Source organism: Aliarcobacter cryaerophilus ATCC 43158 (assembly GCF_003660105.1).
Lineage (GTDB): Bacteria > Campylobacterota > Campylobacteria > Campylobacterales > Arcobacteraceae > Aliarcobacter > Aliarcobacter cryaerophilus.
Map to the genome: position 1 here is coordinate 216,834 of NZ_CP032823.1, position 14,098 is coordinate 230,931.

General features: G+C 27.7%; 17 protein-coding genes. 12 read left to right on the plus strand and 5 right to left on the minus strand.

Translation table 11 applies throughout. The features are described from left to right. Nucleotides 1-48: 48 nt before the first annotated feature. Nucleotides 49-1,908: an RNB domain-containing ribonuclease gene (locus ACRYA_RS01025; RefSeq protein ID WP_105917573.1), complete on the plus strand. Its 1,860-nt coding sequence runs from the start codon at nt 49-51 to the stop codon at nt 1,906-1,908. Here the strand turns inward: ACRYA_RS01025 and fliW are convergent. Then, a complete protein-coding gene (gene fliW / locus ACRYA_RS01030; RefSeq protein WP_105917574.1) occupies nt 1,903-2,277 on the minus strand; it encodes a flagellar assembly protein FliW in 375 nt (124 codons plus the stop codon). The two genes, ACRYA_RS01025 and fliW, sit on opposite strands and share 6 nt — an antisense overlap. 68 nt (nt 2,278-2,345) lie before the next feature. On the opposite strand from fliW, the gene holA reads away from it, so the two are divergent. From holA to rpsR, 4 genes are all read left to right on the plus strand, one after another. Then, the gene (holA, locus tag ACRYA_RS01035) at nt 2,346-3,326 is read left to right on the plus strand and encodes a DNA polymerase III subunit delta (protein WP_105917575.1); all 981 of its coding nucleotides are present in this window, start codon (nt 2,346-2,348) and stop codon (nt 3,324-3,326) included. An 81-nt stretch (nt 3,327-3,407) separates the two neighbouring features. Further along, nucleotides 3,408-3,764, plus strand: a complete 357-nt coding sequence (gene rpsF, locus ACRYA_RS01040; RefSeq protein ID WP_105917576.1) for a 30S ribosomal protein S6 — start codon at nt 3,408-3,410, stop codon at nt 3,762-3,764. Between the two features lie 23 nt (nt 3,765-3,787). Then, nucleotides 3,788-4,279 (plus strand): single-stranded DNA-binding protein, encoded by a 492-nt coding sequence (ssb, locus tag ACRYA_RS01045; protein WP_105917577.1) that lies wholly within the window; start codon nt 3,788-3,790, stop codon nt 4,277-4,279. A 17-nt stretch (nt 4,280-4,296) separates the two neighbouring features. After that, complete coding sequence (gene rpsR / locus ACRYA_RS01050; RefSeq protein ID WP_066156531.1) at nt 4,297-4,563, plus strand: 30S ribosomal protein S18; 267 nt, start codon at nt 4,297-4,299, stop codon at nt 4,561-4,563. Between the two features lie 78 nt (nt 4,564-4,641). On the opposite strand, the gene prfB is transcribed toward rpsR, so the two are convergent. The 4 genes from prfB to plsY all read right to left on the minus strand — a co-directional run bounded on the left by prfB (nt 4,642) and on the right by plsY (nt 7,436). Continuing rightward, nucleotides 4,642-5,739, minus strand: coding sequence for a peptide chain release factor 2 (prfB, locus tag ACRYA_RS01055; protein ID WP_105917578.1), 1,098 nt, complete (start codon nt 5,737-5,739; stop codon nt 4,642-4,644). 92 nt (nt 5,740-5,831) lie between these two features. Further along, a complete protein-coding gene (locus ACRYA_RS01060; RefSeq protein WP_228199759.1) occupies nt 5,832-6,446 on the minus strand; it encodes a c-type cytochrome in 615 nt (204 codons plus the stop codon). A gap of 55 nt (nt 6,447-6,501) precedes the next feature. Then, entirely contained in the window at nt 6,502-6,813 is a 312-nt protein-coding gene (locus ACRYA_RS01065; RefSeq protein ID WP_105917579.1) for a dihydroneopterin aldolase, read from the minus strand. Next, nucleotides 6,810-7,436 carry a glycerol-3-phosphate 1-O-acyltransferase PlsY gene (plsY, locus tag ACRYA_RS01070; protein WP_105917580.1) on the minus strand — a complete coding sequence of 209 codons (627 nt, stop codon included), beginning with the start codon at nt 7,434-7,436 and terminating at the stop codon, nt 6,810-6,812. Before plsY ends, ACRYA_RS01065 begins: the two co-directional genes overlap by 4 nt. Before the next feature lie 91 nt (nt 7,437-7,527). Here plsY and nadA point away from each other — a divergent pair, with 91 nt between their 5' ends. The 7 genes from nadA (at nt 7,528) to thrB (ending at nt 14,073) form a co-directional block, all read left to right on the plus strand. After that, complete coding sequence (gene nadA, locus ACRYA_RS01075; RefSeq protein ID WP_105917581.1) at nt 7,528-8,517, plus strand: quinolinate synthase NadA; 990 nt, start codon at nt 7,528-7,530, stop codon at nt 8,515-8,517. Then, a complete protein-coding gene (gene nadC / locus ACRYA_RS01080) occupies nt 8,514-9,335 on the plus strand; it encodes a carboxylating nicotinate-nucleotide diphosphorylase (protein ID WP_105917582.1) in 822 nt (273 codons plus the stop codon). Before nadA ends, nadC begins: the two co-directional genes overlap by 4 nt. A gap of 20 nt (nt 9,336-9,355) precedes the next feature. Continuing rightward, nucleotides 9,356-10,324, plus strand: coding sequence for a DHH family phosphoesterase (locus ACRYA_RS01085; protein ID WP_228199760.1), 969 nt, complete (start codon nt 9,356-9,358; stop codon nt 10,322-10,324). Further along, entirely contained in the window at nt 10,317-11,702 is a 1,386-nt protein-coding gene (locus ACRYA_RS01090) for a M23 family metallopeptidase (protein WP_105917583.1), read from the plus strand. The genes ACRYA_RS01085 and ACRYA_RS01090 overlap by 8 nt, the downstream gene beginning before the upstream one ends. Next, nucleotides 11,699-12,610, plus strand: a complete 912-nt coding sequence (gene lpxC, locus ACRYA_RS01095; protein ID WP_105917584.1) for a UDP-3-O-acyl-N-acetylglucosamine deacetylase — start codon at nt 11,699-11,701, stop codon at nt 12,608-12,610. The genes ACRYA_RS01090 and lpxC overlap by 4 nt, the downstream gene beginning before the upstream one ends. A gap of 4 nt (nt 12,611-12,614) precedes the next feature. Further along, a complete protein-coding gene (locus tag ACRYA_RS01100; protein ID WP_105917614.1) occupies nt 12,615-13,067 on the plus strand; it encodes a hypothetical protein in 453 nt (150 codons plus the stop codon). A gap of 124 nt (nt 13,068-13,191) precedes the next feature. Further along, nucleotides 13,192-14,073, plus strand: coding sequence for a homoserine kinase (thrB, locus tag ACRYA_RS01105; RefSeq protein WP_105917585.1), 882 nt, complete (start codon nt 13,192-13,194; stop codon nt 14,071-14,073). Nucleotides 14,074-14,098: the final 25 nt, after the last annotated feature.

A 14,098-nucleotide genomic window follows, 5' to 3' on the forward strand; every position in this document is an offset into this window, starting at 1 on the left:
TAGATTTAAAAGAAAAACTATATAATAGTGCAAATAAAAGGATAAGAATTGCTAAAAAATATATTTACAAAAATTGAAAAAAAGATATTTAATTTTTCGCAAGATGAAAAAAATATAATAGAAAATTACATAAAAGATGAGATAATAGTAAAAAATGGTGAAGATTTTGAGATAAATTCAAAATATAAAATTGGAGTTTTGAAGATTGAAAAGAATTTTGCTATTTTAGAAGATTTAGTAAATCCAATAAAAAACATAAAACTAGAACTTGATAGTTTAAATGGCGCATTTAACAATGATTTAATTTTGGTAAAAAGAGTTTTTAATCCAAGAAGTAAAATAAAAGCGAAGGTTATAAAAGTACTTGAAGGAAAAAAAGCTGAAATTTTAGTATATGTTGAAGATGGCTCATTTTTTACTTTAAAAGAGAACATAGAAATACCTAGTAAAAATACAAAAGCTTATGTAAATGGTGATGTTCTAATAATTGATAATAAAGAGTTTAAAGAAATCAAGTTTATTGGAAATTTAGATGATGCAAAAATAGATGAATTTATAAGTTTGTATATTTATGAAGAACTTTATAGAGATGAAGAAAAAATTGAAATAGATGAGTTTATTGAAGATGAGTCTAAAAAAGAAGAAACAAGAGTTGATTTAAGAGATTTACCATTTTGCACAATAGATCCAAATAGTGCCAAAGACCATGATGATGCTATCTTTTTTGATATAGAAAATAGTACTTTATTTGTAGCAATTGCAGATGTTTCTCATTTTGTACAAGAGGGGAGTAAACTTGATGTTTTAGCTTTTAAAAAATCTTCAACAATATATTTACCAAGTAGAACATTGCCAATGCTTCCTCCACTTTTAAGTGAAAACTTGTGTTCTCTAAAAGAGAATGAAGATAGATACGCGTATGTTTTTAAACTAAAATTAGATCTAAAAAATTTAAAAGTCCAAAATAGTTCACTATTTTGTGCAACTATAAAAAATCATAGGAATTTTTCATATGGAAGAATTGATAGAGTTTTAGAGAATAAACTTGACCAATATAATGAAAATGAAAAGAGAATTTTTGATTATATTATTCCGCTTTATAAAATTACAAAAAAATTTAGAGACGATAGATTAAAAAAGGGTTATGACTTTAGAACACAAGAGAATAGACTTAAATTAAAAAACAGTTTATTAGAAAATATTGAAGTAGAAAAATCAACATCCTCTCACCAATTAGTAGAAGAGTGTATGCTACTTGCAAATATTGAAGCTAGTAAAAAAGTTGGAGCTTTGGGAATTTTTAGAATTCATGAAGAGCCAAATTTTAAAGCTATATCAAAATTAATTGATGATGTTAATATTTTGGGTGTAAAAGCAAAATTAAAAGATAATGTACATGAAACAATTTCGCATATTCAAGAAGAATCAAATAAATTATTTTTAAGAGATGAAATAGATGAACTTGTTATTCAAAGTTTAACTCAAGCAAAATATAGCTCAAAGAATTTGGGTCATTTTGGTTTAGGATTTAGTTCATATTCACACTTTACAAGTCCTATAAGAAGGTATTCTGACTTGGTAATTCATCGTATTTTAAAGAGTAAAAAATTACCAAAAAACATAGATGATATTTGTACTCATATTTCAGAACAAGAAAGAAAAATAGATAAACTTGTTTGGGATTTTGAAGATAGAAAATATGCAAGATGGGCAAAAGAGAATATTGATGGTGAAATTAAAGTAAAAATAGTTGATATTGAAAGAGCAAAGGCTGTTTGTTATGAAAACATGATTGGATTAAAAGTAACTATAGAAAATTATAAGGGGCAAAAACTATTTTCAAAACATAAAGTAAAAATAGTTTCAAGTAATTTAGCAACTAAATTAATAGTTGCTAAAATATTATAAATTAATACACTTATTTAAAGATGCTAAATAAGGTTCAACTTTTTCGCTTGTAACATATTGACCAACTAGTTTCTCTTTTTCATTTATGAAAATTGGGGCAACTAGATTAATAATTGAGTGCTCAACAGGCTCTTGAGAAACTAAGATAAAATAAGTAGAGAAGTCATCTTTTGATTTTATTTTTAAAGCCTCTAAAGTTTTATTGTCAATTTGAAAATCAAACGAAACTTTGTTTAAAACATTTATGTTTATGATAGATATTTTAGAACCATCTTCGAACTTTAAAAAAGAAACGAATTCGTCTATTTTCTCTACATCAATTTTTGAAAATTTTTCAAAGCCTAAAATAGGAAGAACAACTTTATACATGATAAACCCCTTAGTAATTAAAATAAGAAAAATTATAATAAAAGTAAACTTAGGGTAATATTTTAACCATGTATAAAAGTGAATTTGATAAATATTTAAAAGCAGATAAAAGATTTAGTTCTTATATGTTTTATGGTCAATCAACGTTTTTAGTTGAGCAATATGCATATTTAGTCTCAAAAATAATAGCAAAAGATGAAGAGATAGAAAAACTATATTTTGAAGAGTACAACTTTAAATATGCTAAAGATAGGCTTCTTCAGTCATCTTTATTTTCATCAAATAATGTAGTTTTGATAAAAATAGATAAAAAAATTCCAAAAAAAGAGTTAGATATTTTAGTTGAAGCTGCAAATATAAACAAAGATAGCACACTTATATTAGCTTGTATTGGAGATACTGATTTTAAATCTATGGAGAGTAGTTTTAGTGCTAAACAAAATGCTTGTGCAGTTAGATTTTTTGCATTAATGCCAAATGAAGCTATAGGTTTTTTACAAAATGAGGCAAAGAGATTAAAAATTGATTATGATGAAAATGCTTTGAGTCATCTATATTTTATGCACAGACAAAATATCAGTCTTAGCTCAAATGATTTAAGTAAATTAGCTCTTTTGAATGAAAGAGTAACTACTAAATTGGTTGATTTACACTGTTTTGGTGTTGGAAGTGTGAATTTTGATGATTTTTTACATGATTTAATCGCTTCAAAAGATATATCAGATGATTTAACACTTCTTTTAGAAGAGGGATTAAATGAGGTTTTTATTTTAAATCAAATTAGTTCATTTATTCAACAACTTTTTATGATTAGCTCACATGCTAGAATTTATGCGGTTGTAAATCCTATTGAAGTTTTAGGTTATAATCCTCCAAAGAATATTTGGGAAAAAAAATCAAAACTAGCAATAAATATAAAACCAAAACAATTTTTAGATATGCTAGAGTATATTTTAAATTTAGAATTAGCTATAAAAACAGAAAAAATTGATAATATAAATTTATATTTACAAGCAAGTTTAAGAAAATTTATAGTTTCATTTAGATAAAATCCCAAACTTTACAAAAAAATATCCTTGCTGATGAAATGGGAATGTAAAGAAAATCGGCACAATCTATAAGGAGAACGAATGTCAAAATTAAAACATTATGAAACAATGTTTATTTTAAAGCCTACTTTAACTGAAGAAGAGACAGTAGCACAACTTGATGGAGTTAAAGCTCTATTTGAAAAAAATGGTGCAGAGATAGTTGCAACTGAAAATATTGGTATAAAAGAGCTAGCATACGAAATTGAAAAATGTAAAAGAGGTTACTACTATGTAATCTATTTTAGAGCGCCAGCAAATTCAATTGCAGAGATTGAAAGAAATTATAGAAACAACGAAGAACTTATTAGATTTATGTTTATTAAATATGAAACTAAAAAAGAGGTTTCTTCTTGGACTAAAATGAGTGAAGAAGCTATAAAAAGAGCTTCAAAGTAACGCTTTAAAATAAGGAGCCTTTTATGTATAATAAGACAATTATGGTTGGAAATCTTACGAGAGATATTGAATTGAAATATCTACCTAGTGGTTCAGCAGTTGCTAAAAGTTCAATTGCTTCATCTTACAGATATAAATCACAAACAGGAGAACAAAAAGAAGAAGTTTGTTTTCTAGAGTTTAATATGTTTGGAAGAAGTGCAGAAGTTGCTAATCAATACTTAAAAAAAGGTTCTAAAGTTTTACTAGAAGGAAGATTGGTTCTTGAACAGTGGACTGCGCAAGACGGAAGTTCTAGAAGCAGACACTCTTTAAGAGTTGAAGAGATGAAAATGTTGGATAGCAAAGGTTCAAATGAGGGTGGTTCTTACGGGAATAACTCTTATAATCAAGTTCCAAAAGAGCAATACAATGAACCTTCATACAATCCAAATCAAGGTGCAGGAAGAGTAACTCAAGCAAGAGCTGAGCAAAATATTCCTGAAATCGATATCGACGACGAAATACCGTTTTAGAAAATAAGGAGTTAAAAATGGCTGAAAGAAGAAAATACGGAAAAAAATCTTGTAAATATACTGAAATGAAAGTAGATTTTATTGATTATAAAAATATTGAGCTTTTAAAAATTTCTATGAGTGAAAGAGGTAAAATTATGCCTAGAAGACTTACAGGAAATTCTAAAAATTCTCAAGAGATGGTAGAAAAAGCAATTAAAAGAGCAAGACACATGGCACTTGTTCCATATATCGTAGATACTCAAAATGTATCTGACAGTGCATATTCAAAATCATTTTTATAAGATTTCCTTGTAAAAATAGAAAAAGGCTAGAAGATTTTCTTCTAGCCTTTTTTATTTGGTTTAATTTTTTATAAAAGATTAATTTGAGCTAGTAGCTATTAAAACATCTTCCATAATTTTTGTAATATCTCCATCTAAAATAGCTTCTACATTTGAATATCCAATATTACTTCTACTATCTTTTACTTGCTGATATGGTTGTAAAACATAAGATCTAATTTGATGCCCCCATCCATTTTCACTCTTATCACCCGTATCTTTAGATGCTCTTTGTTTTTCAAGTTCAAGCTCATAAAGTCTTGATTTAAGCATTTTCATTGCACTTGCTTTGTTTTTATGTTGACTTCTATCATTTTGACACTGAACAACAATATTTGTAGCAATATGTGTAATTCTTATAGCCGATTCTGTTTTATTAACATGTTGTCCACCAGCACCACTGGCTCTATATGTATCAATTCTTATATCTTTATCTTCTATTACAATATCAATATTATCATCTACTTCAGGGCTTACCATAACAGATGAAAAAGATGTATGTCTTTTTGCATTTGAGTCAAAAGGAGATATTCGCACTAACCTGTGAATACCATTTTCAGTCTTCATATATCCATATGCATTTTCACCTCTTATTACAAAGCTTACATCTTTTATTCCAGCTTCATCACCATTTTGATAATCTAATACTTCAATTTTAAAATCATTTCTTTCAGCCCATCTTAAATACATTCTATATAAAATTGAGGCCCAATCTTGTGACTCTGTTCCACCAGCTCCTGGATGTATTGTTACGATTGCATTTAGTGTATCATCTGGATTTGAAAGCATTACAGATATTTCAGTTGATTTTATTAAACTTTCTAAATCACTAGCTTCCTCATATAGAAGTTCTAAAGTATCTTCATCTTTTTCACTATTTGCCATCTCATAAAGTTCATTTGTACCGTTTAATGACTCATAAGCCTTATTAAATTTATTTAGTTTTCCTAAAATTCTATTTTTTTCTATTCCAATTTTTGTAGCGTTGTCAATATCATTCCAAAAATCTTGAGCTGATTCAAGCTCTATAATCTCTTGCAATCTTTTATTTAATAAATCAGGCTTTAAAATACCTTTTATGTTGTTTAGTTTTGTGTTAAGTAGTTTTAGAAGTTCTGAATATTCATAGGCATCCATATAGCTTTATCCTTTAGTTTTTCTATTTTGAGGTTTTTAAATATGTTGTGAGTAAATAAAATATTATTTAAAGAGCAATATGCTCTTTAAAATTATTGAATACTATCTAAATAAGCTTTGATACCTTTTATGCTTTTGTTATTTAAGAAATTAATATGAGCAGGTCCATAAATAGAACTTCTTTTCTCTTCACTAATTCCTAATTCATAATCTTTCAGAGCTTGTTCCATATCTTTCTGGCTTATATTTTTAAGTTTTGAATTACCTTTTGTTTTATCACCTTTTTCTCCATGACAGCTTTGACATTGATTTGTATATAAAACTTTTGCATCAGCTAACATAGTTTCATTCTCTTTTACAATAGCAGCTTGCTCTTCAGCTTCTTGTTTAGCTTCAAGCTTAGCAAGAATATTTGATTCCATTTGTTCTTGACTAATTCCAGATGGTGCAACACCAGCCATAGTTTTTCCATGATCTTGAGTTTTTAAGATATAAATATAACTAGAACCATTTATTTTAATATCATCAACAAGCCAACCCTTTTTTTTCATATCATTAATAGAGTATTTCCCTCCACAAGCTCCACCATTTAGAGGAACAGTTTCAATAGTTGCCATAGATGGGTAGTTTTCTTTAAAGCACATAGTAGTGTCTGCTAAAAGAGAAGCTCCACATAATAGTGCACAAGAAGCAATAATTTTTTTCAAGATAAAATCCTTTTTTTAAAAATACAAGATTTTACCATAATTTTACTAAATTTTTTTAAGAAGAAATGCTTACTATACAATCTTTTAAAATATTTGGTTTTGAGATTTTTAATTTGAGATTTTTTATTGTGTAAGTATCTTCTAGAAGTTTTTTTATTGTTTTTATTGCATCTTCAATAAGTTCAAATTTATGCTCTTTCATAGTTTTTTTTACAAGATTTGCAACTTCTGAATAGTCTATGAAATTATCTTTAATAAAATCATAATCAAAACTAAGGTTGATTATAACTTTTTGTTTTTTTACTCTCTCAAAATGAAGAATTCCAATAATACATTTAAAAGTAAGTTGTTCAATCTCTATTTTCATACTACTTTTTTCTCTTCACCTTTTAGAAGTCTTATAATATTTGGAATATGTTTGTATAAAATTATAAAAGCAATTAGATACATAGGTGCATTTGAACCTATATTTAAACCGTTGTTTATAAAAATAGAGCTAATAATTACCGCAATTAGTGCCAAAAGTGAAGATAAAGATGATATTTTTAAAACTTTTGCACAAATAAACCAAACAATTGCACCAATTAGTGTAGAAATTGGAATTAAAACAATATAAACTCCAAGTCCAGTTGCAACACCTTTTCCGCCTTCTAATCCTAAATATATAGAATAGCAGTGCCCTAAAACACTCAAAACAGCCATTGTCCAAAGAGTTTGCTCACTTAAATTAAAAATAAATATACCAACTAAAAGTAAAATTGTACCTTTTAAAGCATCTAAAATAACTGTTGCAATACCTAATTTTTTTGCTAAACTAGGATTTGTTTTTTTTACTACTCTTAAAACATTTGTGGCACCAATACTTCTACTTCCATCATTTTTTATATCAACACCTGCGAAAGTTTTTGCTAGTATTAAACCAAAAGGGATAGAGCCTATTAAATATGCTAAAAGATAAAAAATTATATTTTCATTTGTAAAAAAATCCATCAATAACCTTTGTTGTTTTTAAAATTAAATGAGATTATAACTAAATTTTTGATATATTCTCACTTAATAAAATTTTTAAAAGGTAATATTATTGAATTATAAAGAAGAGATTTTAAAACTAAAAAAAGAGCTAGATGTTGTACTTGTAGCTCACTTTTATCAAAGAGATGAAGTATTTGAATTAGCTGATATAACTGGTGATAGCCTTGAATTAGCCAAAAAAGTTATGGAAAGCGACAAAGAGTTTGTTGTATTTTGTGGTGTTGGATTTATGGGAGAGAGTGCAAAAATCTTAAATCCAGAAAAAAGAGTTCTAATGCCAAGAATTGCTTGTTGTGCAATGGCTAGAATGATTGATGAAGGTTATTTTTTAGAAAATTTGAAAAAGATGAATGAAGCTGGAATATCAAATGATGATATTTTACCAATTACTTACATTAACTCAAGTGCAAGCGTAAAAGCTAGAGTTGGTGAAATGGGTGGAATGGTCTGTACATCTTCAAATGCTTATAAAATAATTGAAAAAGGTTTAAAATATGGTAAAAAAATATTTTTTGTACCTGATAGATGTTTAGGACAAAATTTTGCAAAAAGCTTAGGATTAAAATCAGCAGTTATAGGAGATGGAACAAATTTAAAAGATGCTGATATTATTTGTTATAACGGTTTTTGTAGTGTTCATCAACAATTTAATATTGATGATATAGATTTTTATAGAGAAAAATATCCAGGTATTATTGTAGCTGTCCATCCAGAGTGTGATCCAGCTGTTTGTGATAAAGCTGATTTTGTTGGTTCAACTTCTCAATTAATAAAATTTATAAAAGAGCTACCAGAGGAACAAAAAGTTGTTGTTGGGACAGAGTTTAATATGGTTAATAGATTAAGAGAGAAAAATACATATATTTTAAGTTCAACAAAACCAGAGTGTCCTACTATGAATGAGACAACTTTAGAGCATGTTTATTTGACTTTAAAATCTATAAAAGAGAATAAAATAAGTGAATTATCAGAGATAAAAGTAGATGACAAGACAAGATACTGGGCAAAAATAGCTCTTGAAAGGATGTTTGAAATATGATTCATATTAAAAGGTTTGTAAAGCAAGCAATAACAGAAGACAACGGAAGAGGAGATTTATTTTACGATATTGCTCCTGATGGAAAATTTACAGCAAAGATTGTTTCTAAAAGTAATGGAGTATTAGCTGGTGTTAAATATGCTCAAACTTTAGCTCAAACAGAAAAAATAAAAGTTGATTTTTTGAAAAAAGATGGTGACAAAATACAAGCTGGAGATATTTTGGCAAAACTAGAAGGAAAAGCTTCAAAACTACTTTCAAGTGAGAGAACTTTTTTAAATATGCTTCAGCATGCAAGCGGAATAGCTACAATGGCTAGTAAATTTGTTGAAAAACTAGATGGTTTTGATGTTGTTTTATTGGACACTAGAAAAACACGACCACAATTGAGAGATTTTGAAAAATATGCTTCAAGAGTCGGTGGAGCAATAAACCATAGATTGGGTCTTGATGATTGTTTGATGCTTAAAGATACGCACCTTAGAACTATTGAAAATCTGGCAGAATTTGTAAAAATAGCAAGAAAAAGAATATCTTGGGTTACAAAAATAGAAATAGAGTGTGAAACTTTTTCTCAAGTTGAAACAGCTATGGAAGCTGGTGCTGATATTATAATGTGTGATAATATGACATTTCAACAAATAAAAGATGTTGTAAAATATAGAGATGATAAATATCCTCATATTTTAGTAGAAGCTAGTGGAAATATAAATCTTGACACTATTCAAGAGTATGCAAAAACAGGAGTTGATGCTGTTAGTAGTGGAAGTATAATTCATCAAGCAACTTGGCTTGATTTTTCAATGAGAGTTGATTGATTTTGAAAAAAGATTTTATTTTGAGCAATAAAATAGATATGAGTTTGTATCAAAAAGCTTTAGAACTAATAGAAAAAAGTAGATACATTTTAATAATAACTCATGTAAATCCAGATCCTGATTCTATTGGGAGTGCTTTGGCTCTATCAAATTTATTTGCAGAAAATAAAATCAAACATAAAGTTTTTAATATTAGCTCTGATTTACCAAAAAATTTAGATTTTTTGAATAGATTTGATAAAATAACAAATATTTTACCACCTTTTTATGATTTAGCTATTAGTGTTGATTGTGGAACTTATAAGAGGATTGGATTTGATTTATCAAAAGATGTACCACTTATAAATTTTGATCATCATGCTTCAAATAATAATTTTGGCACAATAAATATAGTAGATCCATATAAAAGCAGTACAGCTGAGATTGTTTTTGAATTTTTCAAACATAATGGATTAAATATATCAAAATATAGTGCGCAATCACTTTATTGTGGAATATATGATGATACTTTGGCATTTTCTTTAGGAAGATGCGATGAAGATACTTTTAAAAAAGTTAACTTTTTGGTTGAGTGTGGTGCTAGTCCATCATTTATCGCAAATAAGCTTTTAAGAAGAGATAGTTTGGCAAAATACAGAATTATTCCAAAAGTTTTAGATAGTTTAGAACTTTATAAAGAGGGAGAAATAGCTACTATTTATGCTCTTGAAGAGTGGTTTAAAATTACTGGTGCACACAGTCGAGATTGTGAAGATGCTCTTGATATGATTATGAGTATGCAAATAGTAAAAATTGCATTTTTTATACGATTTATAAATGGAGCTTGTAGAGTATCTTTGAGATCTAAAAATGAGCTTGATGTCTCAAAAATAGCTTCTATTTTTGATGGTGGTGGACATTTTAATGCATCAGGATGTACAATAGATACAAAAGATGTAGAAGTTGCAAAAAATTTAGTATTAAAGGAAGTTATAAAATATTATGGATAAAAAAAGTGGATTATTATATATAAGTATTTCAGTTATGATTGTTGTTGTTATTGTTTTAGGTGTTATTTTAACTTTAGATAGAGAAGAACCGAGTATTTATGTTCAAACTGAAGTTAATCAAAAAGATATTTATTGGAATTTACAAACTCCAATAAGAGTTGAAGTTGCAGATAAAAGTAAGTTGAAATCTTTTGAAACAATATTAATAGATGACCAAAAAGAGTTTGTTTTAGAAAATGAACTAATAAATGAAGATACAAATAGTGGAATTTTGACTTTTGAAATAAAACCTTTTAAGCCAACAGATGGATTTAAAGCTACAAATGCAATTTTAAGAGTAAAAGCAAAAGATAGTAGCAGTTGGAATTTTTTTGATGGAAATGAAGCTATTAAGGATACAAATTTAATAATTGATAGAAGATCACCACAAGCAAGTGTTATTTCAAATTCATACATGATAAAACAAGGTGGTAGTGGAATTTTAATTGTTGAAATAAATGATGAAAACCTAAAAGATTATTATGTTACATTCAATGATGAAGTTATTTTTGAACTTTTTCCATTTCATAAAAAAAATTTTTATATCTCTATTATTACATGGCCAATAGATTTAACAGACTTTAAAGGTGTTAAAGTTGTTGCTATTGATATGGCAGGAAATAAAGCTTCTGCAAAAGTTCCTTTTTATTATGATAGATTTAAAGAAAAAGTTGATAATTTAAATATTAGTGATGATTTTATTTATAGTGTTAGTAAAAATGTTTTAGAGCTTAGCAATATTGATGTTCCAACAACTCCTGCTGATATTTTTGTAAAAGCAAACAAAGATTTAAGAGCAAAAAATCTATCAACTATGAGAAATGTTGTAATCAAGAATTTTGCAGATAGTCAAAATATGCCTTTTGATGTTAAAACTTTTATAAGAATGACAAATGCAAAAACTTTTGCAATGTTTGGAGAGAGAAGACACTATTCTTATAATAATGAAAAAATAGATGAAGCATGGCATTTAGGAATGGATTGGGCTAGTGTAAAAAGAGCAAGTATTGTTACAACTAATCCTGGAAAGGTTATATTTAGGGGTTATTTAGGAATTTATGGAGAGAGTATTATTATTGACCATGGTTTAGGATTGTCATCTCTTTATGCACATACAAGTGCTCAGAGTGTTGATGTTGGAGATATGGTTGTTGCTGGACAAGAAATTGGAAATACAGGTTCTACTGGAGCTGTATTTGGAGATCATTTACACTTTGGAATTTTAATTCAAGGAATTGAAGCAAATCCAAATGAGTGGTTGGATTCAAATTGGATGAAACTAAATCTTACAAATACAATAAATAGTGCAATAAAAATTATAGATGGAAATAAAAAATGAAACAAAGAACAATAAAGAGTGATATCGAAATTGTTGGAATAGGGCTTCATAAAGGGGTCCCTGTAAGAATGAGATTAGAGCCTTTGCCATCAAATAGTGGAATTATAATATATAGAAGTGATGCAGCAGTTACTATTCCACTAAAAAAAGAGTATGTTGTTGATACAAAAATGGCAACAGTTTTAGGTAAAGATGGAGTAGTAGTTTCAACTATTGAACATCTTTTATCTGCGATTTATGCTTATGGAATTGATAATTTAAGAGTTGTTTTAGATAATGATGAAATTCCAATTTTAGATGGAAGTGCTTCTGGATATTGTATGCTAATTGAAGAGGCTGGAATACAAGAGCAAGAAGAGGGAAAAAAAGCAATAAAAATCAAAAAAGAGGTTGTTGTTACAACAGAAGATGGGAAAAGAGTAAGTCTAAAACCATCAAATAGAATTGTTTATGATTTTGAGATTAAATTTAATCATCCAGCAATTGGACAGCAAAAATTTCATTTTGATTACTCAATTGAAGAGTACAAAGAGAGTATTGCAAAAGCTAGAACATTTGGATTTTTACATGAAGTTCAATATTTAAGAAGTATTGGTTTAGCACTTGGTGGAAGTATGGAAAATGCTATAGTTTTAGATGAAACAAAAATTCTAAATCCAGAGGGTTTAAGATATGAAGATGAGTTTGTAAGACATAAAATCCTTGATGCAATTGGTGATATGGCACTTTTAGAGTATACAATGATTGGCGAGTACGAAGCAGTGGCTGGAAGTCATCACTTGAATCATCTTTTAACAAAAAAACTTTATGAAGATAAAGATAATTATGAAATCATTGATTTAGAAGAGGCAAGTAGTGAAGCTGAAGTTTTTGAGCTTGCATTTGCAAAACAGTTGAGTGCAGAGTAAAAATTTGATAGAAATTTTAGTTATAACTATTTCTAAACCACTTTTAATAGGAGTTTATAAAGATAAACAACTTTTAAGAAAAATAGAACAAAATGGATTAACATCTGATGAATTACCAGTTTTATTTAAAGATTTATTAGAAGAGTTTGATATAAAAACTATAATTTATATAAATACACCAGGTTCATTTATGTCTATAAAAATTGCTTATATATTTTTAAAAACTATATCTATGATAAAAAATATTGAGTTTCTAGCATCAAATGGGTTTCTTTTTAATCAAAATTCTCCAATAAAAGCATTAGGAAAAAAATATTTTATAAATGAAAATGGAGAGATTAAAGTAGATTTTTTGCCAAATATGTGTAAAATCTCGGATTTTGAATTACCAAAGTGTTTAGAAAATATAAATTTTTCTAAAGATACTTTGCCAATATATAATTTACCCGCTGTATAAAGGCTTCATTTTGAAGCTCTTTAGGTTTTTGCTACTTTTGGGAGATTTTTAATCTACACTATAAAAAGTAGTTATAAGAGATTCGGTTCCTTTTTAAAGGGGAACCATTTAAAAAGGAGAATATTTGAGAATTAGTGTTCCAGCAACCAGTGCAAATTTAGGGCCTGGGTTTGACTGTTTAGGAGTAGCTTTAAATTTAAAAAATCAAGTAATAATAAGACCATCAAAATTTCATAGTGTATCTTTAAAAGGTGAGGGTTCAAATAACCCAGCATTAAAAGACAATAATATGTTTATATCTATTTTTAACGACTTTTACTACAATTTGACACAAAAAAAGAGACATTTTCGATTTGAATTTTTTAATGAAATTCCACTTTCAAGAGGTCTAGGAAGCTCTTCTGCTGTTATTGTTTCTGCAATTGCTAGTGCTTATGCAATTGAAGGAATAAAAGTAGAAAAAGAGAGACTTTTAAATCTATCCTTGGCATACGAAAGCCATCCTGATAATATAACACCAGCTGTTATGGGTGGATTTAATGTAGCAAGCGTACATGAAAATGAGGTAAAATTTATAAATAAATCAATTCCTAGAACTTTAAAAGCAGTTGTTGTTGTACCAAATAGACCAATTTCAACTACATTATCAAGAAAAACTCTTCCATATAAATATTCAAAAGAGGATACAATTTTTAATATATCTCATTCATCACTTTTAACAGCTGCATTTATGAGTGAAAATTGGGAGATGTTAAAGTATGCATCAGCTGATATGGTTCATCAACAATTTAGAATGAGGCATATGCCAGAACTATTTGAAGTACAAAAAACAGCTCTAAAAAATGGTGCTTTAATGAGTACTCTTTCTGGTTCAGGTTCTACATTTTTTTCAGTAGCTTATAGTGAAGATAGTCAAAAGCTTGAACTTGCTTTAAAAGAGAAATTTCCTCATTTTAGAGTAATGAGTGTAGATTTTGATAATAATGGTGTAAAAATTGAAATTTAATTATTTTACATTATTAAGAAAAATT

What these genes read in the sequence shown, in the direction of transcription:
- ACRYA_RS01090 (WP_105917583.1), top strand. Translation starts at nt 10,317, where the DNA reads ATGGATAAAAAAAGTGGATTATTATATATAAGTATTTCAGTTATGATT.
- ACRYA_RS01065 (WP_105917579.1), bottom strand. Translation starts at nt 6,813, where the DNA reads ATGAAAATAGAGATTGAACAACTTACTTTTAAATGTATTATTGGAATT.
- ssb (WP_105917577.1), top strand. Translation starts at nt 3,788, where the DNA reads ATGTATAATAAGACAATTATGGTTGGAAATCTTACGAGAGATATTGAA.
- rpsF (WP_105917576.1), top strand. Translation starts at nt 3,408, where the DNA reads ATGTCAAAATTAAAACATTATGAAACAATGTTTATTTTAAAGCCTACT.
- nadC (WP_105917582.1), top strand. Translation starts at nt 8,514, where the DNA reads ATGATTCATATTAAAAGGTTTGTAAAGCAAGCAATAACAGAAGACAAC.
- plsY (WP_105917580.1), bottom strand. Translation starts at nt 7,436, where the DNA reads ATGGATTTTTTTACAAATGAAAATATAATTTTTTATCTTTTAGCATAT.
- fliW (WP_105917574.1), bottom strand. Translation starts at nt 2,277, where the DNA reads ATGTATAAAGTTGTTCTTCCTATTTTAGGCTTTGAAAAATTTTCAAAA.
- rpsR (WP_066156531.1), top strand. Translation starts at nt 4,297, where the DNA reads ATGGCTGAAAGAAGAAAATACGGAAAAAAATCTTGTAAATATACTGAA.
- prfB (WP_105917578.1), bottom strand. Translation starts at nt 5,739, where the DNA reads ATGGATGCCTATGAATATTCAGAACTTCTAAAACTACTTAACACAAAA.
- lpxC (WP_105917584.1), top strand. Translation starts at nt 11,699, where the DNA reads ATGAAACAAAGAACAATAAAGAGTGATATCGAAATTGTTGGAATAGGG.
- holA (WP_105917575.1), top strand. Translation starts at nt 2,346, where the DNA reads ATGTATAAAAGTGAATTTGATAAATATTTAAAAGCAGATAAAAGATTT.